Here is a 21,503-nt window from a genome sequence, read left to right as displayed (position 1 = left end):
GCCCCGGTTCGGGCTCACGCCCGGTCAGCGGCGGTGGGCCGCCGAGCGGTTGCCGGGTAAGCCCCCGTACGATGACAGGTGGGCCTTCACCGGCCCGGAAGAACCCCTGGTCCGTCCACCCGAGCCGAGAAGGTCCCGCCGACCATGAACACTGCCGCCGCACTCCCCGTCCTGAACCTGCTCGCCGAGAGCGAGGGGGGCAACCACGAGAGCCTGAACCCGTACCTCACGGGTGGCGCCGCACTGTTCATCCTGGCGCTCCTGCTCTTCGTGACCACCCGCTTCAACCGGGACCGCTGAGCCTCCTCCCGGGGCCGCTCGGGGAGCGTCCGGCGTACCGGCCGGCCGCTCCCTCACGCGTCTTCGGACAACCCCCACCCGGGCGTTCCCGCACCGTAACGGGCGTCGCGTAAGGTGTGGCGGCATGGGAGAGCAGGCCGGGAATCCCGGCGGACCGGAACCGGTGAAGAAGCGCCTCGGGGTGATGGGCGGCACCTTCGACCCGATCCACCACGGCCACCTGGTCGCCGCCAGCGAGGTGGCGAGCGCGTTCCACCTGGACGAGGTGATCTTCGTGCCGACCGGGCAGCCGTGGCAGAAGAGCGACCGCCACGTCACCCCGGCCGAGGACCGCTACCTGATGACGGTCATCGCCACCGCCGAGAACCCGCAGTTCTCGGTCAGCCGGATCGACATCGACCGCGAGGGCCCGACGTACACCGTCGACACCCTGCGCGACCTGCACGCCCAGCACCCGGACGCCGACCTCTTCTTCATCACCGGCGCCGACGCGCTCGCCCAGATCCTCTCCTGGCGCGACTCCGACGAGCTCTTCTCGCTCGCGCACTTCATCGGGTGCACCCGCCCGGGACACACCCTGTCGGACGCCGGGCTCCCGGTGGGCGGGGTCTCCCTGGTCGAGGTCCCCGCGCTGGCCATCTCCTCCACGGACTGCCGCAACCGGGTCGCCAAGGGCGAACCGGTCTGGTACCTCGTCCCGGACGGCGTGGTCCGCTACATCGACAAGCGGGCGCTCTACGCGCCGCACCGGACCTGACCAGGAGCGGGCGTGACCGAGCGAAGCGGCGGAGGCCAGCGGCACCAGCAGCAGCCGGAGGACTGGTCGACCGGGCAGTACCAGCAGTACCAGGGCTACCAGCAGCAGTCCGAACAGCCTCCGCAGCAGCAGTACGACCAGCAGCAGTACGACCAGTACGGGCAGCCGGTGTACACGGCGGACCCGTACGGCGGCTACCAGGAGCAGCAGCCGTACCAGGCGTACCAGCAGCCCCAACAGCAGCAGTACGACCAGCAGTACGACCAGTACGGGCAGCCCGTGCAGGCGTACCAGCAGCAGGGGGGCTACGGCTACCAGGACCCGGCGTACGGCGGATGGGGGTCGCCCGGGCCGGAGGCCGGGGGCGGCTACCAGCAGCAGGCCTACCCGGCCGCGCCGGCGGAGGGTGCGCCGGCGGCGGTCGAGCCCGAGGCCGCCGTCGCGCCCGCGCCCGTCGCCCCCGCCGCTGCTGCGCCGCCGCGCCCGCGCGTGCCCCGGCCCGCCGCCGAGGCGGCGGGCGCCAAGCCCGAGCCGCCGTCCGAACTGGTCGGCGGGGCCCGGGCCGGCAAGGGCGGCGGCAAGGGCGGCGGCAAGGGCGCCAAGGACGACTACCCCACGGACGAGTTCACCTTCGTCGACGAGGAGGAGGAGTCCGAGGACGTCATCGACTGGCTGAAGTTCGCCGAGTCCCGCAGCGAGGTGCGCGCCGAGCGCCGCCGCCGGCTGCGCAACCGGCTGATCGGCCTCGGCGCGGTGGTGGCGCTCGCGGCGGCCGGCACCGGCGGCTACCTCTGGTTCACCGGCGACAAGCAGACCGCGGCGAGCGCGGCCGGTCCGCGCCAGGTCAACGTGGTCCACCTGCGCGACCTCCAGGGCAAGGTCTCCAGTGCGCTGCTGGTCAACGACTCCACCGGGAAGAAGGGCACCGTGCTCCTGCTGCCCGACACCCTGCGGCTGCCCGGCCCCGGCGACCCGCCGGTCACCACCGTCGGCCAGGCCATGGACAGCATCGGCGCCTCCGCGACCCGCGACGGCCTGTCCACCGTGCTCGGCGCCCCGGTCGCGGGCACCTGGCGGCTGGACACCCCCTACCTGGAGATGCTGGTCTCCCAGCTCGGCGGCGTCCGGGTGGACACCAACGCGGAGACCCACGAGGGCGGGAAGCCGGACGGCAAGCTGCTGTCCGCGGCCGGCAAGAACACCCTGCTGAACGGGAAGGCCGCGGTCGCCTACGCCACCCTCCAGGCGTCCGGCGAGAACCGGGACGCCCAACTGGCCCGGTTCGGACAGGTGATGGACGCCGTGGTGCGCACCATGCCCACCGAGTTCAAGGACGCCAAGGACGACGTGCACCGGATGAACGCGGTGCTCGACCCCTCGCTGCCCGAGGACGCCCTCGCCGGGGTGCTCGCCCAGCTCGCCCAGCAGGCGAAGGACGGCCACCTCGGCACCACCGCGCTGACCGTCAAACCGGACGGCGGCCTGGACGACGCCACCGCCGGCAAGCAGGTCAAGGACGTGCTCGGCGGCACCGTGAAGTCCGCGGCCTCCGCCGACGCCCCCGCCCGGGTCTCGCTCCAGGACGCCACCGGCAACGACCAGGCGGCCGCCGCCGCACAGGTCCAGATCGTGAACTCCGGCCTGACCTTCCTGCCCGGCGGCTCCAAGACCGCCGCGCAGGCCGCCAGTGAGATCCGCTACACCGACGACGCCCGGCAGGCCGCGGCGAAGTCGCTGGCGATCAGCCTCGGACTGCCGGACACGGCGGTGAAGAAGGTCGGCGACGCCCAGAACGCGGACCTGGTGGTCGTGCTCGGCAAGGACTACCAGCCGCCGAAGAGCCAGTAGGCCGCGGCCTGCGGCCCGGGCGGCCCCGGAAAAGCGTTCCGGGGCCGCCCGGGCGGCGTGAGATCCTGGAAGGCGACCCCCGGCCAGGAGCCAGGGGTCGCCCCCCAAGCCGCCGAGCCGGAAGAACACCGTGACCGTCACCGACCACAGCCAGCAGCTCATCACCGTCGCCGCGCAGGCGGCGGCAGACAAGCTCGCGCACAACATCATCGCCTTCGACGTCAGCGAGGTGCTGTCGATCACCGACGCCTTCCTGATCGCCTCCGCCAACAACGACCGCCAGGTCCGGTCGATCGCCGAGGAGATCGAGGACCAGCTGCGCGAGCAGCTGGACATCAAGCCGGTGCGCCGCGAGGGCGAGCGCGACGGCCGCTGGATCCTGCTCGACTACCTGGACATCGTGGTGCACGTCCAGCACTCCGAGGAGCGCTCCTTCTACTCGCTGGACCGCCTCTGGAAGGACTGCCCCGAGCTGCCGCTGCCCGAGGACGCCCTGGCCACCCGCAACCGGCCCGACGCCCACACCGACGAGGCCGGCAACGTCGTCGCCCCGGCCGACGACTTCGGCAAGCCCGAGGACCTGCACTGAGCCGGGACGGGCGGGGGCCGCGCGTCGTCTTCTGGCGCCACGGCCAGACCTCGTGGAACCTGGAGTCCCGCTTCCAGGGCACCACGGACATCGAACTGACCGACCAGGGCGTCCTCCAGGCCCAGCGGGCGGCCCGGCTGCTCTCCGGCCTGCGCCCCGACCTGCTGATCTCCTCCGACCTCACCCGGGCCAAGCGCACGGCCGAGGAACTGGCCGAGGTCACCGGCCTCGACGTGCAGCACCACGAGGGCCTGCGGGAGACCTACGCGGGCTCCTGGCAGGGCCTGACCAACGCCGAGATCCGCGACCGCTTCCCGGAGGAGTACGCGGCCTGGGCGGCCGGTGAGCCGGTGCGGCGCGGCGGCGGCGAACTGGCCACCGAGGTCGCCGACCGCTCGGTGCCGGTCGTGCTGGAGGCCGTCGACAAGCTGCCGGAGGACGGGACGCTGGTCGTGGTCAGCCACGGCGGCACCATCCGCACCATGCTCGGGCGGCTGCTGGACCTGGACCCGGTCCAGTGGGAGTGCTTCGGCGGGCTGTCCAACTGCTGCTGGTCGGTGCTCGGGCAGGGGGCGCGCGGCTGGCGCCTGCTGGAGCACAACGCGGGCACGCTCCCGCAGCCGGTCATCGGCGACGACACCTGAGCGACGACGCCTGAGCGACGGGCGCGTCGCGGGGTGGGGTGGGGCGGGGCCGGGTTGCGGGCATGCAGGGCGGGCCGGGGGCTCGCCAGGGGCGTGCAGGAGCTTCGCAGGGGGCTTGCAGGGGCTCCGCGGGGGCGGATTTCGCAGTTCCGGGCCTGACCAGCTAGAGTTTTCCTCGTTCGCAGGGAAGGAACGCGGCCCGGAAGGGAAGCGGGAGATCCGACGACTGCGGGGCTATAGCTCAGTTGGTAGAGCGCTTGCATGGCATGCAAGAGGTCTGGGGTTCAATTCCCCATAGCTCCACTCCGCACCAGCGGTCCTGTTCGATCAGGAGCGCCCGTGTCGCGGGGCTGTAGCTCAGTTGGTAGAGCGCTTGCATGGCATGCAAGAGGTCCGGGGTTCAATTCCCCGTAGCTCCACAGTAGTTGAGAGGCCGCCACCCATCGGGTGGCGGCCTCTCGCGTTGTCGGGCCGCGTCCGGGGTGGGGTGGGGGCCCCGGAGGCGGCAGTGCGGGCCCCGGGGAGGGTGAGCGCGGGCTCCGGGGAGGGCGAGCGCGGGCCTGGGGGAGCGGGAACGCGGGCCCCGGGGAACGGATTCGTGGAGCACCCCCGGGACCGTGTAAAGTAGTCGATGTCGCCGAGGGAAACCGGACGGAAACGGCCGAAAGCCCCCGGTGACATCGCAGGTCAAGGGGCTGTAGCTCAGTTGGTAGAGCGCTTGCATGGCATGCAAGAGGTCCGGGGTTCAATTCCCCGTAGCTCCACAGCAGTCGAGGGCCGCCTCCCGAAATGGGAGGCGGCCCTTCGGCGTTCTGCGCATGCCACCGGCGGAACGGCGGGAAAGACCGCTACCGTCGTTCCATGGCCGATCTGGAGAGAAGGCGGAACGAGGAACTGGCCCGGATACTGCACCAGCTCGGCTGGAGTCCGGAACGGCTCGCCCGCGAGGTGAGCCTCGCCCTGCCGCCAGGCCTGGCCATCAGTTCCACCGCCCCCTACAAGTGGCGCGACCGCGGCATGGTGCCGCGCAGCCCGCACGACCAGACCGTCTGCGAAGTGCTCAGCCGCACCCTCGGCATCGCCGTCACCTACGAACAGCTCTGGGGCCGGATGGGCGGCCACCGCGGCGCCAAGATCCTCTCGCCCCGGCTGCTCACCGACCCGTGGACCGCCGACACCGCCCAGACCGCGCTGCGCGAGGCCGCCACCGACGCCGGACCCGTCCGCCTCACCGACCTCTTCCGCGGCGCCGACCTCGACCAGGCCGCCGAACGGCTCGCCTCGCCGCCCCCGCCCGTCGGGGGCGGCGAAGGGGCGCTGCGCATCGACCCCGGCCTCGTCGGCGACCTCGGCCTGTCCTACCGCAGCAAGCAGCGGCTCGAACGCTCCTGCGGCGGCGGACTCGTCCTCGGCCCCACCCGGGCCGAACTCGCCATGCTGGCCAAGCTGCTGGAACTCGGCGCCTACGACGAACGGGTCGGCCGCGAGCTCTACGGCACGGCCAGCAGGCTCGCCCGGCTGGCCGGCTGGGCCGCGTACGACCTCGGCCACGACGCGGCCGCCCAGCGCGCCTTCGTCGCCGCCCTGCGGGCCGCCCACGTCAGCGGCGACGCCCGGCTCGGCGTCGCCGTGCTCGGCGGCCTGGTGGTGCTCGCCACCCAGGGCACCGGCGGGCGCGGCCTGGACGCCGTCGCCGCGCTCAACACCGCCCTGGCCCGGCACGGCTCCGTGCTGAGCCCCGCCGGCCGGGCCCGGCAACTCGGCCGGATCGCCCGCGCGCACGGCCGCCGGGGCGAGGCCGAGCAGGCCGAGGCCGCCGCCGCCCGGGCCTTCGCCGAACTCGACGGCGTGCCCGGCACGGAGTCGGCCCGCGCCGAACTCGCCGGGATGGTGGGGGAGGGGCGGCTGGCACTCGGCCAGCACCGGATGGCCAAGGCGCTGCTCGCCGAGGCCGTCGCCGGGCTGGGGGCCGGCCGCGGGCGGTCCAAGGCGCTGCTGATGGTCCGCCTCGCCGAGACCCACCGGCGCCTCGGCGACCAGCGGGAGGCCGCCCGCACCGCGTCGCTCGCCCGGGCGCTCGCGGCGGGCATGCAGTCCGAGCGGCTGGCGCGGGCGCTGCGCGACTTCGACGCGGCGACGCGGGCGGCGTCGGCCTCGGCGGGGCGGTGAGGCCCGTACGGGGGCGGGGCCGCGTGTGGTGGGGGCTTCTCGCGTCGAAGGTGAGGCCCGTACGGGGGCGGGCCCGGGGCCGTCGGGCCCCGGTGGATACCCGGGAGCGCGCTGATCTGCTTGCGGTACCCTGAGCCCATGCGAACCGTGCGCCTGCTCCTTAGCCGGCCGCGCTGACCAGGACCGGTTACGCCCTCGGGCGGTGCCGGAGTCGGCGTGGCGTCCCCTCCTGCGAGGGGATTTTTTGTTTTCCGCCCCCGTTCACGGGCCGGCCGTGTGCGCGGTTCGCCAACTGACATCGATGGAGCTTGAAGGACCATGAGCGAGACGACCCCTGCGTCCGGCACGGCCGAGACCGCGACCGAGCCGTTCCGGTACAGCGCCGCGCTGGCGGCGGAGATCGAGTCCCGCTGGCAGGACCTCTGGGAGAAGGAGGGCACCTTCAACGCCCCCAACCCCGCCGGTGCGCTGGCCGACCCGGCGGCCGGTGACGTCGCCGCGAAGCCGCACAGCTTCATCATGGACATGTTCCCGTACCCCTCGGGCGCGGGCCTGCACGTCGGCCACCCGCTGGGCTACATCGCCACCGACGTCTACGCCCGCTACCAGCGGATGACCGGCCACAACGTGCTGCACACGCTGGGCTACGACGCGTTCGGCCTGCCCGCCGAGCAGTACGCCGTGCAGACCGGCACCCACCCGCGGGTCTCCACCGAGGCCAACATCGCCAACATGCGCCAGCAGCTGCGCCGGCTGGGCCTGGGCCACGACCCGCGCCGCTCGATCTCCACGATCGACCCGGAGTACTACCGCTGGACCCAGTGGATCTTCCTGCAGATCTTCAACTCCTGGTACGACGAGCAGGCCGGCCGGGCCCGGCCGATCGCCGAGCTGATCGCCCGGTTCGAGTCCGGCGCGAAGCCGACCCCGGACGGGCGCCCGTGGGCCGACCTGTCCGCCGCCGAGCGCGACGAACTGCTGGGCGAGTACCGGCTGGCGTACTCCAAGGAGGTGCCGGTCAACTGGTGCCCCGGCCTGGGCACCGTCCTGGCCAACGAGGAGGTCACCGCGGACGGCCGCTCCGAGCGCGGCAACTTCCCGGTGTTCAAGTCCAACCTGCGCCAGTGGATGATGCGCATCACCGCGTACTCCGACCGTCTGATCTCCGACCTGGACCTGCTGGACTGGCCCGAGGCCATCAAGCTGCAGCAGCGCAACTGGATCGGGCGCTCCGAGGGCGCCCGGGTCGACTTCGCCGTCGGCTCCGACGAGAAGATCACCGTCTTCACCACCCGGCCCGACACCCTGTTCGGCGCCACCTACATGGTGCTGGCCCCCGAGCACGGCCTGGTCGACTCGATCGTCCCGGCCGCCTGGCCCGCCGACGTGCCCGCCGAGTGGACCGGCGGCGCCGCCACCCCCGCCGAGGCCGTCGCCGCCTACCGCGCCACCGCCGCCGCCAAGTCGGACGTCGAGCGGCAGGTCGAGGCCAAGGTCAAGACCGGCGTCTTCACCGGCGCCTACGCCGTGAACCCGGTCAGCGGCGCGTCCGTCCCGGTGTTCATTGCCGACTACGTGCTGATGGGCTACGGCACCGGCGCCATCATGGCCGTCCCCGCCCACGACCACCGCGACTTCGCCTTCGCCCGCGCCTTCGCGCTGCCGATGCGCTGCGTCGTCCAGCCCACCGACGGGCGCGGCGAGGACCCGGCCGCCTGGGACGACGCCTTCGACACCTACGACTCCGCCATCGTCAACTCCTCCCGGGACGGGCTGACGCTGGACGGGCTGAGCGTCGTCGACGCCAAGGCCGCCGTCACCGCCTGGCTGGCCGAGCGCGGCATCGGCGAGGGCACCGTCAACTACCGCCTGCGGGACTGGCTGTTCAGCCGCCAGCGGTACTGGGGCGAGCCCTTCCCGATCGTCTACGACGAGGACGGCGTCATGCACGCGCTGCCCGAGTCGATGCTGCCGGTCGAGGTCCCCGAGGTCGAGGACTACTCGCCGCACACCTACGACCCGTACGACGCCACCTCCTCGCCGAAGACCCCGCTGTCGCGCAACGAGGCCTGGGTCAACGTCGAACTGGACCTGGGCGACGGCGTCCGCAGCTACCGGCGCGAGACCAACACCATGCCCAACTGGGCGGGTTCGTGCTGGTACGAGCTGCGCTACGTCGACCCGTCGAACTCCTCGGCGGTCGTCGACCCGGCCAACGAGAAGTACTGGCTGGGCCCCACGGCCACCAAGCCGGCCGGCGGCGCAGACCTGTACGTCGGCGGTGCCGAGCACGCCGTGCTGCACCTGCTGTACGCGCGCTTCTGGCACAAGGTGCTGCACGACCTGGGCCACGTCTCGTCCGTCGAGCCGTTCCACAAGCTGTTCAACCAGGGCATGATCACCGCAGACGTCTACCGCGACGAGCGCGGCTTCCCGGTGCCCGCCGCCGAGGTCGAGGAGCGCGACGGCCAGTACTTCTGGCAGGGCGAGGCCGTCAAGCGCGAGGCCGGCAAGATGGGCAAGTCCCTGAAGAATGCCGTCGCGCCCGACGACATCGCCGACGAGTACGGCGCCGACACGCTGCGCCTGTACGAGATGTCCATGGGCCCGCTGGACGTCTCCCGCCCCTGGGACACCCGCGCCGTCGTCGGCTCGTACCGCTTCCTGCAGCGGCTGTGGCGCAACGTCGTCTCGGAGGCCACCGGCGACCTGGTCGTCACCGAGGAGGAGCCGGACGAGGCGACGCTGCGTGCCCTGCACAAGGCGATCGACGGCATCCGCGGCGACATGGCCGGGCTGCGGTTCAACACGGCCGTCGCCAAGGCGATCGAGCTGAACAACTACCTGGTCAAGCGCGGCTCCACGCCGCGCGCCGTGGCCGAGCAGCTGGTCCTGATCGTCGCGCCGCTGGCCCCGCACATCGCCGAGGAGCTGTGGCGCCGGCTGGGCCACGGCGAGTCGCTGGCGCACACCGACTACCCGGTCGCCGACCCGGCGTACGTGGTGGACGAGACGGTGACCTGCGTGGTGCAGCTCAAGGGCAAGGTGAAGGCCCGGCTGGAGGTCGCGCCGACGATCTCGGACGCCGAGCTGGAGGCGCTGGCGCTGGCCGACCCGGCCGTCGTCGCGGCGATCGGCGAGGCGACGGTGCGCAAGGTGATCGCGCGGGCGCCGAAGCTGGTGAACATCGTTACCGGCTGAGGCTGAGCGGCTGAGGCTGAGGCTCAGGTCGAGGTCGCGTGGCTGGTAGGCGGCCGGCCGAGGCTGCTGGGGCGGGTGTCCTTCGGGACGCCCGCCCTTGCTCGTACCCCGGGGAGGACCCGCGGACCCTCGGGGAGATCCCCGATCTGTCCCTGATCTCCGCCGCCCGAGCCCGTTCCGTCCGCTCCGGGCCCGATCCGGCGGCTACCGTGGAACCCTCGGCAGTACGGCCCGCGTTGGGTCCGGTGGGGGCCGAAACGGTGGCGGAAGGTGGCTCGCGATGAACGCGTTCGGCGTGATGATCGGCCTGGTCCTGCTCTTCGGGATCGCGGCGTTCGTCCTGGCCGTGGTCGGCACGGTCAAGGCGGCGAAGGCCGTGGCCACGAAGATCGGGCGGCACGAGGCCAACGCCCGGCGCGCCGTGGAGAACGCCACCCTCAAGGCGAAGACCTTCACCAAGGTCGGACCGCCTGGCCAGATCGCCGCCGTCCGGCTCGGCCTGCGCACCTCGCTCGACGGCACCCGGCAGGTGCTGGAGAGCGGCCTCCCCGAGGACGGCCAGCTCGGCGAGTCCCTCGCCCTGCTCGGCAGGCTCGACACGCACGCCGCCGAACTCGACGGCGAACTGCGGATGCTGGAGCGGGAGCCGGACACCGCGCGGGTCGCGGCCAAGCTGCCGGAGCTGCGCGAGCGCGCCGAACGGATCACCCACTCCGCGGAGACCATGCGCTGGGCCGCGCAGGACCGGATGCACCGGTTCGCGGACGACGAGCTGAGCCGGCTCAGCAAGGAGTGCGAGAGCGAGGCGGGGGCGCTGCGGCACTGGGACACCTCGGGGGAGTCGTCGTCCGGGTCCTCCTCCTCCGGTGGCTCCGCTGCGGGCGCTGGTTCCGCGGGCTCTGCTGGCTCCTCTGCCGCTGCGGGTTCCGCTGCCTCCGCTGGTTCCTCTGGCTCCGCTGGCTCGACGTCTGCGGGTAAGCGTTCAGGGGCGGCCTCCGGCGGTGCTGCGCGGGCCGGGCTGACGGACGGGAAGGGGCGCCCGAGCGCGGAGGAACTGCTCGGGCTCGCCGACCCGCTGGCCAAGCTGGCCCAGCGGCTGCGGAAGCCGTCGGCGGGGCCCACGGCGGGCTGAGCACCCCGCGTCGGGCGCTGCGGCCGCGTTCCGGCGGGTGCCGCGTGCTTGTTCCGGCGGCGCCCTCGGGGCCCTTCGGGGCTCGCACCCGGGCGCTGTCCTCCCGGACGAACGGGGAGTAATCTCCGCCTCATGCCCTCTGACCTCGCACTTGTCACCGACTCCACGGCCTACCTGCCGCAGGAGACCCTCGACCGGTACGGGATCACGGTGGTACCGCTGAGCGTCGCGGTCGGTGACGCGGTCCTGTGCGAAGGCGTCGAGATCTCCCCCAAGGACGTCGCCGAGGCGCTGCGCGACAAGCAGCGGGTGACGACCTCCCGACCGAACCCCGAGGCCTTCGCCGCCGCCTATCGGGCCGCCGCCGAGGCCGGGGCGAAGGGCATCGTCTCGGTGCACATCTCCGGCGAGCTGTCCGGCACGGTGGAGGCCGCCCGGCTGGCGGCCGCCGAGGCGCCGGTACCCGTGCGGGTGGTGGACAGCCGACTGGTCGGCATGGCCCTCGGGTACGCGGTGCTGGCGGCGGCCGAGGCGATCGCGGCCGGGCGGGACCTGGCGGAGGCGGCCGAGGCCGCCACCCGGCGGGCGGCCGTGACCAGCGGGTTCTTCTACGTCGACACCCTGGAGCACCTGCGCAGGGGCGGCCGGATCGGGGCGGCGCGGGCGCTGCTCGGGTCGGCGCTGGCGGTCAAGCCGCTGCTGCACCTGGACGGGGGGCGGATCGAACCGCTGGAGAAGGTGCGCACCGCGTCGCGGGCGATCGCGCGCCTGGAGGAGATCGCGGTCGAGCGGTCGGGGGGCGGGGAGGTCGACATCACCGTGCACCACCTGGCGGCCGAGGAACGGGCCGAGCCGCTCGCGGAGCGGCTGCGGGCCCGGGTGCCGGGGCTGCGGGAGCTGTACGTGGGCGAGGTGGGGGCGGTGATCGGCGCGCACGTCGGGCCGGGGCTGCTCGCGGTGGTCGTCGCGCCGCGCTGAGCGGGTCGGTCGCGTCGGGTTGCGGGCTCTGGTCAACTTTTCGCGGCACCGATCACTCGTGTGAGTGCGCTGTTTTGTCCACAACCCCCGAGTTATCCACAGGGGTTCGGTAATTTCTGCGCACTCTGCCGAGGACTCCTACCGTCCTCGGCATGACGACCATGGGCCTGGGCGCGGCGAAGCGCCATGAGATCAACGAGACCGTCCGGCTGCGGATGGCGGCGCTGCTGCCGACCGGTGGCGGCGGCGCCGTGGGCGATGGGGCCGGGGTCGGGGGCGAGGCCGGGGCCGGCGGGCTGGTGGGTTCCGGTGCCGCGGTGGGCGCGCTCGCGTCGACCGGGCCGCCTTCGGGCGCGGTTCCGTCCGGGGCGGGGGAGCGGCCTCCGTCGGCGGGGCCTGCGCCGCCTGTGCCACCTGTGCCGTCGGAGCCGGTCAGGGCGGGCGGTGACGTGGATCCGCCGGAGCCGGGGGCCGGGTCGGGCCTTCGATTCGGCTCGGCGATGGCACTCGACCGGCGGGCGGTGGCCGGATTGGCCGTCCTGCTGCTGTTCGCGGTCGGCTACGCCGTGCAGCACTTCTGGCTGGCCAGACCGCAGGCGGTGGCCGTGCCGGCGTTGGCCTCCGCCCCGGTCTCACCGGCCTCACCGGATTCACCGGATTCACCGGGGGCGGAGGGGGCGGCGGGGGCGACATCCGCGTCCGTGCCGACTCCGGCCTCGGGCCCGGGCCTGGCTTCGGTCCCGGCGGCCGATCCCGTAGGCCCCGGGGGCGGGGCGGTCGTCGTGGTCGACATCGGCGGGCGGGTGCACCTCGCAGGGCTGCACACCCTGCCCGGCGGCTCGCGGGTGGCCGACGCCCTGCGGGCGGCGGGCGGTCCGCTGCCGGAGACGGACACCCGAAGCCTCAACCTGGCCCGGCTCCTGACGGACGGTGAACAGATCCTGGTCGGCGAGCCGGCTCAGGCCTCCGCCCCGGGCGCCGGAGCCGGCAACGGACCGCCGACGGCCGGCACGCCCAGACCGCCCGTCAGCCTCAACCGCGCCGGCCTCGAACAGCTCGACGCCCTCCCCGGCGTCGGCCCGACCCTCGCCCAGCGCATCCTCGCCTACCGCGCGTCGCACGGCTCGTTCCGCACGCTCGACCAGCTCCGGCAGGTCAGCGGCATCGGGGCGCGCACGTTCGCGGAACTCCGTCCGCTGCTGACCCTCTGACCTCCCCCCGTCCGTCCCCTTGCCCGCCTGTTCTGCCGTCCGTCCGTCCGTCGTCCGTCGTCGCCACCCGCCGAAGGGAGGTACCGCCGTGCCCGCCACCACCGAACCGAACCTGCCGAACCGCTCCACCGGTGCCGACTTCCGGCTGCTGCTTCCCGCCGTCTCGGCCTGGGTGGTGACGGCCGCGCTCCTCGGCCTGGAGCCGGGGTACGACGTCCTCGCCTTCGGCCTGGCGGGTGCCGCCGCGCTGGCGGCCGTCCTGCTGCTCGTCAGGCCCGCGCTCCTGCGCCGACGCGCGGCGGCGGTGACCTTGGCCGCCGTCCTGCTCAGCGGAGCCGCCGCCGCGGTGGCCACCCCGCTGCACACCGCCGATCTGCACCGGGGGCCGCTGCCGGAGCTCGTCCGAGCGGCCGAGCACGCCCCGCCGCGCTCCCCGGGCGAGCCCGCTCGGGTGGTGGAGGCCGAGCTGACCGTCACCGGGGACCCGAAGACCCACGCGGCCCGGGGCGGGACCACCGGCGGGCAGACCCTCCTCACCGTCGACGCGGTGGCCGACCGGGTCACGCTCCTGCCGGACGGGCGGAGCACCCGGACGCGGACCCCGGTGACCGTCATGGTCCGGGGCGCGGAATCCGGGCCCTGGCAGGGGCTGCTCCCGTCGGAGCGGCTGGCGGTTGAGGCCGAGGTGCGGCCCGCGGGAGACGGCTACGACACCTCGTGTGCGGCGCTGCTGGTCGTCCACGGCCCGCCCCGGCACCTCTCGCCGCCGAGTCTGCCGCAGCGGATCGCCGGGCGGCTGCGTGCCGGTCTGCGCACGGCCAGCGACGGGCTCCCGCCGGACGCGCGCGGACTGCTCCCGGGCCTGGTCGTGGGGGACACCTCGCGACTGCCCGACGACCTTGAGGACGCCTTCCGGGCCACCGACCTGGTGCACCTGGTGGCGGTGAGCGGGGCCAACCTGGCGATCGTCCTCGGCGCGCTGCTGGGCGCCCCGGGGCAGGCCGGCACCCCGGAACGGCGCGGGCTGGCCGCGCTGCTGGGGCTCTCGCTGCGCACCAGCGCGCTGCTCGGGACGGCGCTGACGCTGGCCTTCGTCGCCGTCTGCCGGCCGGAGCCCAGCGTGCTGCGCGCGGCCGGGACGGGGCTGATCGGCATGCTCGCGCTGGCCACCGGCCGGCCCCGGCAGGCGGTGCCCGCGCTCGCCGGGACGGTCCTGGTGCTCGTCCTGCTCGACCCGTTCCTGGCGCGTTCCTTCGGATTCCTGCTCTCGGTGCTCGCCACGGCCGGGCTGCTCGTCCTCGGGCCGCACTGGGCCGAGGCGCTGCGGTCCCGGCGCTGGCCGCACCACCTGGCGGGTGCCCTGGCGGCGACGGCCGCCGCCCAGGCCCTGTGCGCGCCGGTGACGGTGGTGCTGTCCGGGCACGTCAGCCTGGTCGCGATCCCGTGCAACCTGCTGGCCGAACTGGCGGTGGCCCCGGCGACCCTGCTCGGCTTCGGGGTGCTCGTGCTGCAGCCGCCCCTCCCGGACCTGGCCCGCCTGCTCGCGGAGCCGGCCGGCGTGCCGGTCGGCTGGCTCGCCCTGGTGGCGCGGCGCGGTGCCGAACTTCCGGGCAGCCAACTCTCCTGGCCGGGCGGGTGGTTCGGGACGGCGACGGTCGCGCTGGCCACCCTGGCGGCCTGCTGGGTGATGCCGCTCCTGCTGCCACAGCGAGCGTCGTCCGGCAAGCCCGTCCGCCCCCGGCGGCGGTGGGTGCGGGCGCTGGTGACGGGGGTCCTGCTCGTGGTCCTGCTGGCCGTGCTGCTGCGGCCACCGCAGCTCACCCGGATCGCGACCGGCTGGCCGCCGCCGGGGTGGCGGATGGTGATGTGCGACGTGGGCCAAGGGGACATGCTGGTGCTCGCGGCCGGTGCACCCGACAGTGCGGTGGTGGTCGATGCGGGGCCGGATCCGAACGCCGCCGACAGGTGCCTGCGGGATCTGGGCGTCACGGAAGTGCCGTTGTTGGTGGTGACGCACTTCCACGCCGATCACGTCGAGGGTGTGCCGGGGGTGGTCCGGGGCCGCCGGGTCGGAGCGATCGAGGGCACGACCCTGGACGATCCACCGGGTGAGGCGGCCAGGGTGGCGGGCTGGGCGGCCGGTGCCGGAGTCCCGCTGCTGCGCGCGGGGCGCGGTGAACGGCGCTCGGTGGGGCCGGGGTTGTCCTGGGAGGTGGTCTGGCCCGACGCCGGGGCGGCTGCCGAGGCTCCGGGGGCGAACAACGCGAGCGTCGCGCTGCTGGTGTCGGTGGCGGGCGGACTGCGGATGGCGTTGCTCGGGGACCTCGAACCGCCTGCCCAGGCGGCGCTGCTGGGCCGGCTGGGGCGGGTGGACGTCCTGAAGGTGGCGCACCACGGATCGGCGCATCAGGACTGGGCTTTGACCGGTGTGCTGCATCCCCGGCTGGCACTGATCTCGTGCGGCGAGGGAAACGCGTACGGGCACCCGTCCGCGCGGACGGTGGACCGGCTGCGCGCGCTGGGCGCGAGCGTGCTGCGCACCGATCGGGTGGGCGACATCGCGGTGACGGGCGGCTCGCCGGCCGTCCTCGGGGTGTCCGTGCACCCGCAGGCGGCGCACGAGGCGCGCAAGCCCCGCTCGCACGCTGCGGACGGAGCGCCCGCCTCCCGTACCGGGCGGGGCTCGCGCACCCCGCGAGCCCCGCCCGGCTGACCCCGCCCTCCTCTCTCCTCCCAGCCGTCAGGTGGGGAAGGGAAAGGGGTGGGGGTGGGGAGGAGGAGGGAGGGGAGGGGGGCGGGGCGGGGCCCGGAGAACGATTGCGGCGCGCTCCGGGCCTGCCCGGAGCGCGCCGAAGTACGGGTACCTGCGATGGCGCGTCGCACTCGACCATCAAGCGCGAGCTGTCGGCAGGGCCGGCCGGGTCAGCAGGAGATGTTGCCGCCGCCGACGTCGGTGCCGAGGATGCCGACGAAGTTCTGGAAGAGGTTGATGCGGTCGTTGCGCTCGTCCGGGTTCTTGCCGTCGCATTCGAGGGCGCCGTTGATGCTGCGGATGGTCTCGCCGAAGCCCCTGCCGTTGACGATGGCGTCGTGCGCGGTCATCGTCCCGGCGCCGCTCTGGGTGTCCCAGAACCAGAGGCCGGTCTTCCACGAGACGGCGGGGTCCCGTTCCACCTGGTACGGGTCGTCCAGCAGGTCGATGTGCAGGGCGTCGCCCGCCGCCTTGTAGTTGAAGTTCCAGCTGATCTGGAGCGGGCCGCGCCCGTAGTAGGCGCTCTGGCCGGCCGGACAGCCGTAGGACTGCGAGGCGTCGCAGTAGTGGCTGTAGTTGGCGGTGTTCTGCTCGACGACGTACCGCAGGCCGCCGGTCTCGTGGCTGACGTTGGCGAGGAAGGCGGCCGCCTCCCGCTTGCGCGTCGCGTCGTCGCCGGTGGTGGCGAACCCGGGGTAGGCGCTCAGCGCATTGACCAGGCCGTCGTACGTGTAGAAGGAGTTCCGGTTCGGGAACATCTGGTTGAACTGGGCCTCACTGACCACGAACCCGTCGGCGGAGGCGGGCGTCGCCGGAACGGCGACCGCCAGCCCGCTCGCGACTGCGGCGGCGCTCAGCACGGCCAGAACGCGGGACCGGGTCCGGGAGAGGGCGCGGGATACCGACATCTGCACTCCTTGGGTGGCGTGGACCGAGTCGCTGGGCCCCTTCGGGCAGCCGGCTCGGATGCCCGAAGATTCGTGGCCGAAGCAACGTTCGCAGAATGGCACGCACTTGGAGTGAGCAGGCGCGGAACTGACGGTGATTCACTCGACGGGGGTGTGGCTCATCGAGGGTTGACGCCGCGGTGGCCGGACCCGGTGGCCTCGCGCTCCTCGGCCCGGAACGGGCGCAGCGCCGCGTCCGGGGCCCGTCCCCCCTCGCCCGTCCCTCTCGAAGGTTCCGAACCGGGCCGGGCCCGGCCGTCGGGGTCAGCCTTCCTCGCGCCAGCCCTCGTGCTCGACGGCGATGGCGTCCAGGGCGCGCAGCAGGGCCGGGGTCCAGCCGCCCTCCGGGGGCTCGACGACGACCAGCCACTGGGCGTCCTCGGCGTCGTCCTCGCCGGCCAGGGCGTCCCGGACGAGGTCGAGCTCGCCGAGGTCGGGGTGGGCGGCGCTGAGCTCCTCGGAGGCGTCCTCGGCGGCGTCGCGGTCGGGCAGGACGAGCAGTTGCCGGGCGTGCGGGTCGTTGACGTCCGGCAGGTCGGTGGTGTGGTTCTCGGTCACCGGACCATTGTCCAGGTCGGGTGACCGGCACGGTCGGGCAGGTCGGGTCAGGCGGGCCGGGCCGGAGAAGCGGCGCCGGAGAGGCGGGGCCGGCGGCCAGGGGGGGCGGGGCCGCCCCGGGCGGGAGTGTCCGTGCCCCGTGGGATGCTGGTAGGCGATGGCCAGGAAGAGTGCACCCGACGACCTGCTCGCCCCGCTGACCCTCGCGGTCGGCCAGGAGGAGCTGCTGCTGGACCGCGCGGTCGCCCAGGTGGTGGCGGCGGCGAAGGCGGCGGACCCGGACACCGACGTGCGGGATCTGCCGCCCGGGGGCCTGCAGCCGGGCAGCCTGGCCGAGCTGACCACGCCGTCGCTGTTCGCCGAGCGCAAGGTGATCGTGGTGCGGGCCGCGCAGGACCTCTCCGCCGACTCGGTGAAGGAGGTCAAGGCGTACATCGAGGCGCCGGCCGAAGAAGTGATCATGGTGTTGGCGCACGCGGGCGGGGCCAAGGGCAAGGGCCTGCTGGACGCCGGGCGCAAGGCGGGCGGCCGCGAGGTGGCGTGCGCGAAGCTGACCAAGGCGAGCGAGCGGCTGGCCTTCGTCCGGGGCGAGTTCCGTACGCTGGGCCGCTCGGCGACGCCGGAGGCCTGCCAGGCCCTGCTGGACTCGCTCGGCAGCGACCTGCGCGAGCTGGCGGCCGCGTGCAGCCAGCTGACCTCGGACGTCGAGGGCACGATCGACGAGACGGTGGTGGCCCGCTACTACAGCGGCCGGGCCGAGGCGACGGGCTTCGAGGTGGCCGACTTGGCGGTCACCGGCCGGGCCGCGGAGGCGCTGGAGCGGCTGCGCTGGGCGCTGGCCGTGGGCCAGCCGCCGACCGGCATCACCTACGCGCTGGCCTCCGGCGTGCGCAGCATCGGGCGGCTGGCGACCACCGGGCGGAACATGCGTCCGGCCGACCTGGCCCGCGAGTTGGGCATGCCGCCGTGGAAGGTCGACCGGGTGCGCCAGCAGATGCGCGGCTGGACGGGCGACGGGGTGGCCACCGCGCTGACCGCGATCGCCCAGGCCGACGCCGCGGTCAAGGGCGGCTCGGACGATCCGGCCTTCGCGCTGGAGCGCGCGGTGGTGGCCGTCGCCCGGGCGGCCCGGGCCGGGTCCCGCCCGGCGTACTGACGGCGCGGCCACCGGACCGGACCCAGGACGAGCCGGACCCGGCTACCGGCTGCCCGGCTACCCGCCCGGCCGGCCCCCGCCGACCCGCCTGCCACCGCCTACGCGCCCAGCGAGCGGACGGCCTCCCAGGCGTCGGCCCGCAGCGCCGCCCGACCCTCCGGAGCCCCGTTCGCGCGTGACCGGCAGACGACAGCGCTCGGGCCACGGAACGCGACAGGCGCCGTAGCGGGCCTCTGGGGAGAGGCCGACTACGGCGCCTGTCGTACTGCTTCGTACACCGCACCCGCGTGGCGAACGCAGGCCGCGTGCGGTGCGAGTCTCGCGCGCCTCAGGGGTCCGGGTAGAGGGCCGGGTCCGTCCCGAGGCGGTGGGGGCCGAGGCCCCCGAGGCGTCAGGCCTGGGCGGCCGCGTTGACGCGCTTGGTGATGGCCGACTTCTTGTTGGCGGCCTGGTTGGCGTGGATGACGCCCTTGCTCACGGCCTTGTCCAGCGCCTTGGAGGCGGCGCGGGCCAGCACGGTGGCCTTCTCGGTCTCGCCGGCGGCAGCGGCCTCACGGGCCTTGCGCAGGGCGGTCTTCAGCGAGGACTTGACGGCCTTGTTGCGCAGGCGCGCCTTCTCGTTGGTCTTGTTGCGCTTGATCTGGGACTTGATGTTCGCCACGAAGGAGCCTCAGTCTTGTCTAAAAGGATTGAACGGGCTGCACCGCGCGGCCGCCGGGCAGCTGAGAGGGCATGCCGGGGCCAGGTGCAGCAGCCCACGCTACCAGGGGCCCGCCACCCGCCCCAAACCGGGCGCCCGGCCCCGCGGCCGGGCCGCCTGCGCGGTAGTGGGTCGCCTACGCACGGAGCACCGGCTCCCCGTAGTGCTCGACCTCCGGGAACGGCCGGTAGAAGCGGTGCAGCAGCTCCCGCCACCGCAGGTACTCGGCTGAGCCGCGGAAGCCCTCGGTGTGGTCCGCGAGCGTCTCCCATTCCACCTGGAGGAGGAATGGGAGACGCGTCCTTCGTCGAGGCAGCGGCGTAGCTGCAGGGAGCGGAAGCCCCGCTGGACGGCGATCAGGGGCCGGGCCTCGGCGAAGGCGGCGAGGAATTCGTCCTCCTGGCGGGGCAGGACGTCGAGCAGGGCGCTTTCGAGGATCACGGGGTGCCATCCTGCCGCCTGGCGCGGGCCCGGAGGAGGTCCGGGCGTACCGAACGGCGGCCCGCGCCGTGGTCGTGGGAGGATGGGAGGAACTATTTCGATCGGACGAGACTGTCCGGTCCCCGGGAAAACCGGTCAGCGATGACCAGGACACCCCCGGCCCCGGACCAACGGAGAATCGGACCAAGGTGCCCGCGACCCCCAGCAATGTGCCAGAGCCCAGCCGTACCGACCCGGCGCTGATCCGCAACTTCTGCATCATCGCCCACATCGACCACGGCAAGTCGACGCTCGCAGACCGGATGCTGCAGATCACGGGCGTCGTCGACCCGCGGCAGATGCGCGCCCAGTACCTCGACCGCATGGACATCGAGCGCGAGCGCGGCATCACCATCAAGTCGCAGGCGGTCCGCCTCCCGTGGGCGCCGAAGACCGGTCCGAGTGCCGGGACGACGCACATCCTCAACATGATCGACACCCCCGGCCACGTGGACTTCACGTACGAGGTGTCCCGCTCCCTCGCGGCCTGCGAGGGCACCATCCTGGTGGTCGACGCGGCCCAGGGCATCGAGGCGCAGACCCTCGCCAACCTGTACCTGGCGCTGGAGAACGACCTCACGATCGTCCCGGTGCTGAACAAGATCGACCTGCCGGCCGCCCAGCCGGAGAAGTACGCGGCGGAGATCGCGCACATCATCGGCTGCGACCCCTCGGACGTGCTGCAGGTCAGCGCCAAGACCGGCCTCGGCGTCGAGGACCTGCTGGACCACATCGTCAACACCGTCCCGGCCCCGGTCGGCGTCAAGGACGCCCCGGCCCGCGCGATGATCTTCGACTCGGTGTACGACTCCTACCGCGGCGTGGTCACCTACGTGCGTGTCGTGGACGGGCAGCTCACCAAGCGCGAGCGGATCGCGATGATGTCCACCGGCGCCACCCACGAGCTGCTGGAGATCGGCGTCATCTCGCCCGAGCCGAAGGTCGCCGACGGCCTGGGCGTCGGCGAGGTGGGCTACATCATCACCGGCGTGAAGGACGTCCGGCAGTCCAAGGTCGGTGACACCATCACCTCGATGCACAAGGGTGCGACCGAGGCGCTGGGCGGCTACAAGGACCCGCGCCCGATGGTGTTCTCCGGCCTGTACCCGCTGGACGGCTCGGACTACCCGCTGCTGCGCGACGCCCTGGACAAGCTGCGGCTGAACGACGCCGCGCTGGTGTACGAGCCGGAGACCTCGGTCGCGCTCGGCTTCGGCTACCGCTGCGGCTTCCTCGGCCTGCTGCACCTGGAGATCATCCGGGAGCGCCTGGAGCGCGAGTTCAACCTCGACCTGATCTCCACCGCCCCGAATGTGGTCTACCGGGTGATCATGGAGGACGGTACCGAGCACATCGTCACCAACCCGAGCGAGTTCCCGACCGGCAAGATCGCCGAGGTGTACGAGCCGGTCGTGCGCGGCACCATCCTGGCGCCCAACGAGTTCGTCGGCGCGATCATGGAGCTCTGCCAGTCCCGCCGCGGCAACCTCCAGGGCATGGACTACCTGTCCGAGGACCGGGTCGAGCTGCGCTACACCCTGCCGCTCGCCGAGATCGTCTTCGACTTCTTCGACCAGCTGAAGTCCAAGACCCGCGGCTACGCCTCGCTCGACTACGAGCCCATCGGCGAGCAGTCCGCCCAGCTGGTGAAGGTCGACATCCTGCTGCACGGCGACGCGGTGGACGCCTTCTCCGCGATCGTGCACAAGGACAAGGCCTACGGCTACGGCGTGATGATGGCGGGCAAGCTGCAGAAGCTGATCCCGCGCCAGCAGTTCGAGGTGCCGATCCAGGCGGCCATCGGCTCCCGGGTGATCGCCCGTGAGACGGTCCGCGCGATCCGCAAGGACGTCCTCGCCAAGTGCTACGGCGGTGACATCTCGCGCAAGCGCAAGCTGCTGGAGAAGCAGAAGGAAGGCAAGAAGCGGATGAAGATGGTCGGCCGCGTGGAGGTCCCGCAGGAGGCCTTCATCGCCGCGCTGTCCACCGACGCCGAGGCGCCGAAGGAAAAGAAGTAACCACAGGCGCGTGAGAGGGGCCCGGGCGGACGACCGCCCGGGCCCCTCCTCGTTCTCCCGCCC

The 21,503-nt window shown here is 73.4% G+C and carries 17 protein-coding genes and 3 tRNA genes; 16 read left to right on the top strand and 4 right to left on the bottom strand.

All coding sequences use genetic code 11. From position 1 onward, the window contains the following. Window positions 1–144: 144 nt before the first annotated feature. The 14 genes from OG556_RS10795 (at window position 145) to OG556_RS10730 (ending at window position 15,542) form a co-directional block, all read left to right on the top strand. Window positions 145–300, top strand: coding sequence for a hypothetical protein (locus OG556_RS10795; RefSeq protein ID WP_167745857.1), 156 nt, complete (start codon window positions 145–147; stop codon window positions 298–300). 124 nt (window positions 301–424) lie between these two features. Beyond that, window positions 425–1,057 (top strand): nicotinate-nucleotide adenylyltransferase, encoded by a 633-nt coding sequence (nadD, locus tag OG556_RS10790; protein ID WP_371516916.1) that lies wholly within the window; start codon window positions 425–427, stop codon window positions 1,055–1,057. A 12-nt stretch (window positions 1,058–1,069) separates the two neighbouring features. Further along, window positions 1,070–2,905, top strand: a complete 1,836-nt coding sequence (locus OG556_RS10785) for an LCP family protein (protein WP_371516915.1) — start codon at window positions 1,070–1,072, stop codon at window positions 2,903–2,905. Window positions 2,906–3,035: 130 nt separating this feature from the next. Beyond that, window positions 3,036–3,494, top strand: a complete 459-nt coding sequence (gene rsfS, locus OG556_RS10780) for a ribosome silencing factor (protein WP_063347541.1) — start codon at window positions 3,036–3,038, stop codon at window positions 3,492–3,494. Continuing rightward, window positions 3,491–4,138, top strand: coding sequence for a histidine phosphatase family protein (locus OG556_RS10775; RefSeq protein WP_063351096.1), 648 nt, complete (start codon window positions 3,491–3,493; stop codon window positions 4,136–4,138). The genes rsfS and OG556_RS10775 overlap by 4 nt, the downstream gene beginning before the upstream one ends. 230 nt (window positions 4,139–4,368) lie before the next feature. After that, a tRNA-Ala gene (locus OG556_RS10770) sits at window positions 4,369–4,441 on the top strand. Window positions 4,442–4,484: 43 nt separating this feature from the next. Continuing rightward, window positions 4,485–4,557, top strand: a tRNA-Ala gene (locus OG556_RS10765). Window positions 4,558–4,829: 272 nt separating this feature from the next. Next, window positions 4,830–4,902 (top strand) — tRNA-Ala (locus OG556_RS10760). Window positions 4,903–4,999: 97 nt separating this feature from the next. Beyond that, window positions 5,000–6,307 carry a hypothetical protein gene (locus OG556_RS10755; RefSeq protein ID WP_371516913.1) on the top strand — a complete coding sequence of 436 codons (1,308 nt, stop codon included), beginning with the start codon at window positions 5,000–5,002 and terminating at the stop codon, window positions 6,305–6,307. 318 nt (window positions 6,308–6,625) lie between these two features. Continuing rightward, a complete protein-coding gene (leuS, locus tag OG556_RS10750; protein ID WP_371516912.1) occupies window positions 6,626–9,508 on the top strand; it encodes a leucine--tRNA ligase in 2,883 nt (960 codons plus the stop codon). A gap of 280 nt (window positions 9,509–9,788) precedes the next feature. Next, window positions 9,789–10,640: a hypothetical protein gene (locus OG556_RS10745; protein WP_371516911.1), complete on the top strand. Its 852-nt coding sequence runs from the start codon at window positions 9,789–9,791 to the stop codon at window positions 10,638–10,640. Window positions 10,641–10,772: 132 nt separating this feature from the next. Continuing rightward, window positions 10,773–11,618, top strand: coding sequence for a DegV family protein (locus tag OG556_RS10740; RefSeq protein ID WP_063347537.1), 846 nt, complete (start codon window positions 10,773–10,775; stop codon window positions 11,616–11,618). Between the two features lie 152 nt (window positions 11,619–11,770). Then, window positions 11,771–12,829, top strand: coding sequence for a helix-hairpin-helix domain-containing protein (locus OG556_RS10735; RefSeq protein WP_371516910.1), 1,059 nt, complete (start codon window positions 11,771–11,773; stop codon window positions 12,827–12,829). Between the two features lie 88 nt (window positions 12,830–12,917). Further along, window positions 12,918–15,542: a ComEC/Rec2 family competence protein gene (locus tag OG556_RS10730; protein WP_371516909.1), complete on the top strand. Its 2,625-nt coding sequence runs from the start codon at window positions 12,918–12,920 to the stop codon at window positions 15,540–15,542. 209 nt (window positions 15,543–15,751) lie between these two features. Here OG556_RS10730 and OG556_RS10725 read toward each other — a convergent pair whose 3' ends face one another. Both OG556_RS10725 and OG556_RS10720 read right to left on the bottom strand, forming a co-directional pair. Continuing rightward, a complete protein-coding gene (locus tag OG556_RS10725) occupies window positions 15,752–16,489 on the bottom strand; it encodes a chitinase (RefSeq protein ID WP_371516908.1) in 738 nt (245 codons plus the stop codon). 303 nt (window positions 16,490–16,792) lie between these two features. Further along, the gene (locus OG556_RS10720; protein ID WP_371516907.1) at window positions 16,793–17,086 is read right to left on the bottom strand and encodes a hypothetical protein; all 294 of its coding nucleotides are present in this window, start codon (window positions 17,084–17,086) and stop codon (window positions 16,793–16,795) included. A gap of 157 nt (window positions 17,087–17,243) precedes the next feature. Here OG556_RS10720 and holA point away from each other — a divergent pair, with 157 nt between their 5' ends. Next, complete coding sequence (gene holA / locus OG556_RS10715) at window positions 17,244–18,242, top strand: DNA polymerase III subunit delta (protein ID WP_371516906.1); 999 nt, start codon at window positions 17,244–17,246, stop codon at window positions 18,240–18,242. 391 nt (window positions 18,243–18,633) lie between these two features. Here holA and rpsT read toward each other — a convergent pair whose 3' ends face one another. Next, window positions 18,634–18,903, bottom strand: a complete 270-nt coding sequence (gene rpsT / locus OG556_RS10710; protein WP_270147017.1) for a 30S ribosomal protein S20 — start codon at window positions 18,901–18,903, stop codon at window positions 18,634–18,636. Window positions 18,904–19,078: 175 nt separating this feature from the next. Next, window positions 19,079–19,219 (bottom strand): hypothetical protein, encoded by a 141-nt coding sequence (locus OG556_RS10705; RefSeq protein WP_371516905.1) that lies wholly within the window; start codon window positions 19,217–19,219, stop codon window positions 19,079–19,081. A 352-nt stretch (window positions 19,220–19,571) separates the two neighbouring features. Between OG556_RS10705 and lepA the strand changes: the two genes are divergently transcribed. After that, on the top strand, window positions 19,572–21,440 hold the full coding sequence (lepA, locus tag OG556_RS10700) for a translation elongation factor 4 (RefSeq protein WP_371516904.1): 1,869 nt from the start codon (window positions 19,572–19,574) through the stop codon (window positions 21,438–21,440). Window positions 21,441–21,503 lie beyond the last annotated feature (63 nt).

This window comes from Kitasatospora sp. NBC_01300 (genome assembly GCF_041435235.1).
GTDB lineage: Bacteria > Actinomycetota > Actinomycetes > Streptomycetales > Streptomycetaceae > Kitasatospora.
Note: the sequence above shows the minus strand (reverse complement) of the source record. Positions and strands in the feature narration are given on the sequence as shown.

Bases quoted from the DNA above. Each gene is read 5' to 3' on its own strand.
- OG556_RS10795 (WP_167745857.1), top strand. From the start codon at position 145: ATGAACACTGCCGCCGCACTCCCCGTCCTGAACCTGCTCGCCGAGAGC.
- nadD (WP_371516916.1), top strand. From the start codon at position 425: ATGGGAGAGCAGGCCGGGAATCCCGGCGGACCGGAACCGGTGAAGAAG.
- OG556_RS10755 (WP_371516913.1), top strand. From the start codon at position 5,000: ATGGCCGATCTGGAGAGAAGGCGGAACGAGGAACTGGCCCGGATACTG.
- leuS (WP_371516912.1), top strand. From the start codon at position 6,626: ATGAGCGAGACGACCCCTGCGTCCGGCACGGCCGAGACCGCGACCGAG.
- OG556_RS10745 (WP_371516911.1), top strand. From the start codon at position 9,789: ATGAACGCGTTCGGCGTGATGATCGGCCTGGTCCTGCTCTTCGGGATC.
- OG556_RS10740 (WP_063347537.1), top strand. From the start codon at position 10,773: ATGCCCTCTGACCTCGCACTTGTCACCGACTCCACGGCCTACCTGCCG.
- OG556_RS10735 (WP_371516910.1), top strand. From the start codon at position 11,771: ATGACGACCATGGGCCTGGGCGCGGCGAAGCGCCATGAGATCAACGAG.
- OG556_RS10725 (WP_371516908.1), bottom strand. From the start codon at position 16,489: ATGTCGGTATCCCGCGCCCTCTCCCGGACCCGGTCCCGCGTTCTGGCC.
- holA (WP_371516906.1), top strand. From the start codon at position 17,244: ATGGCCAGGAAGAGTGCACCCGACGACCTGCTCGCCCCGCTGACCCTC.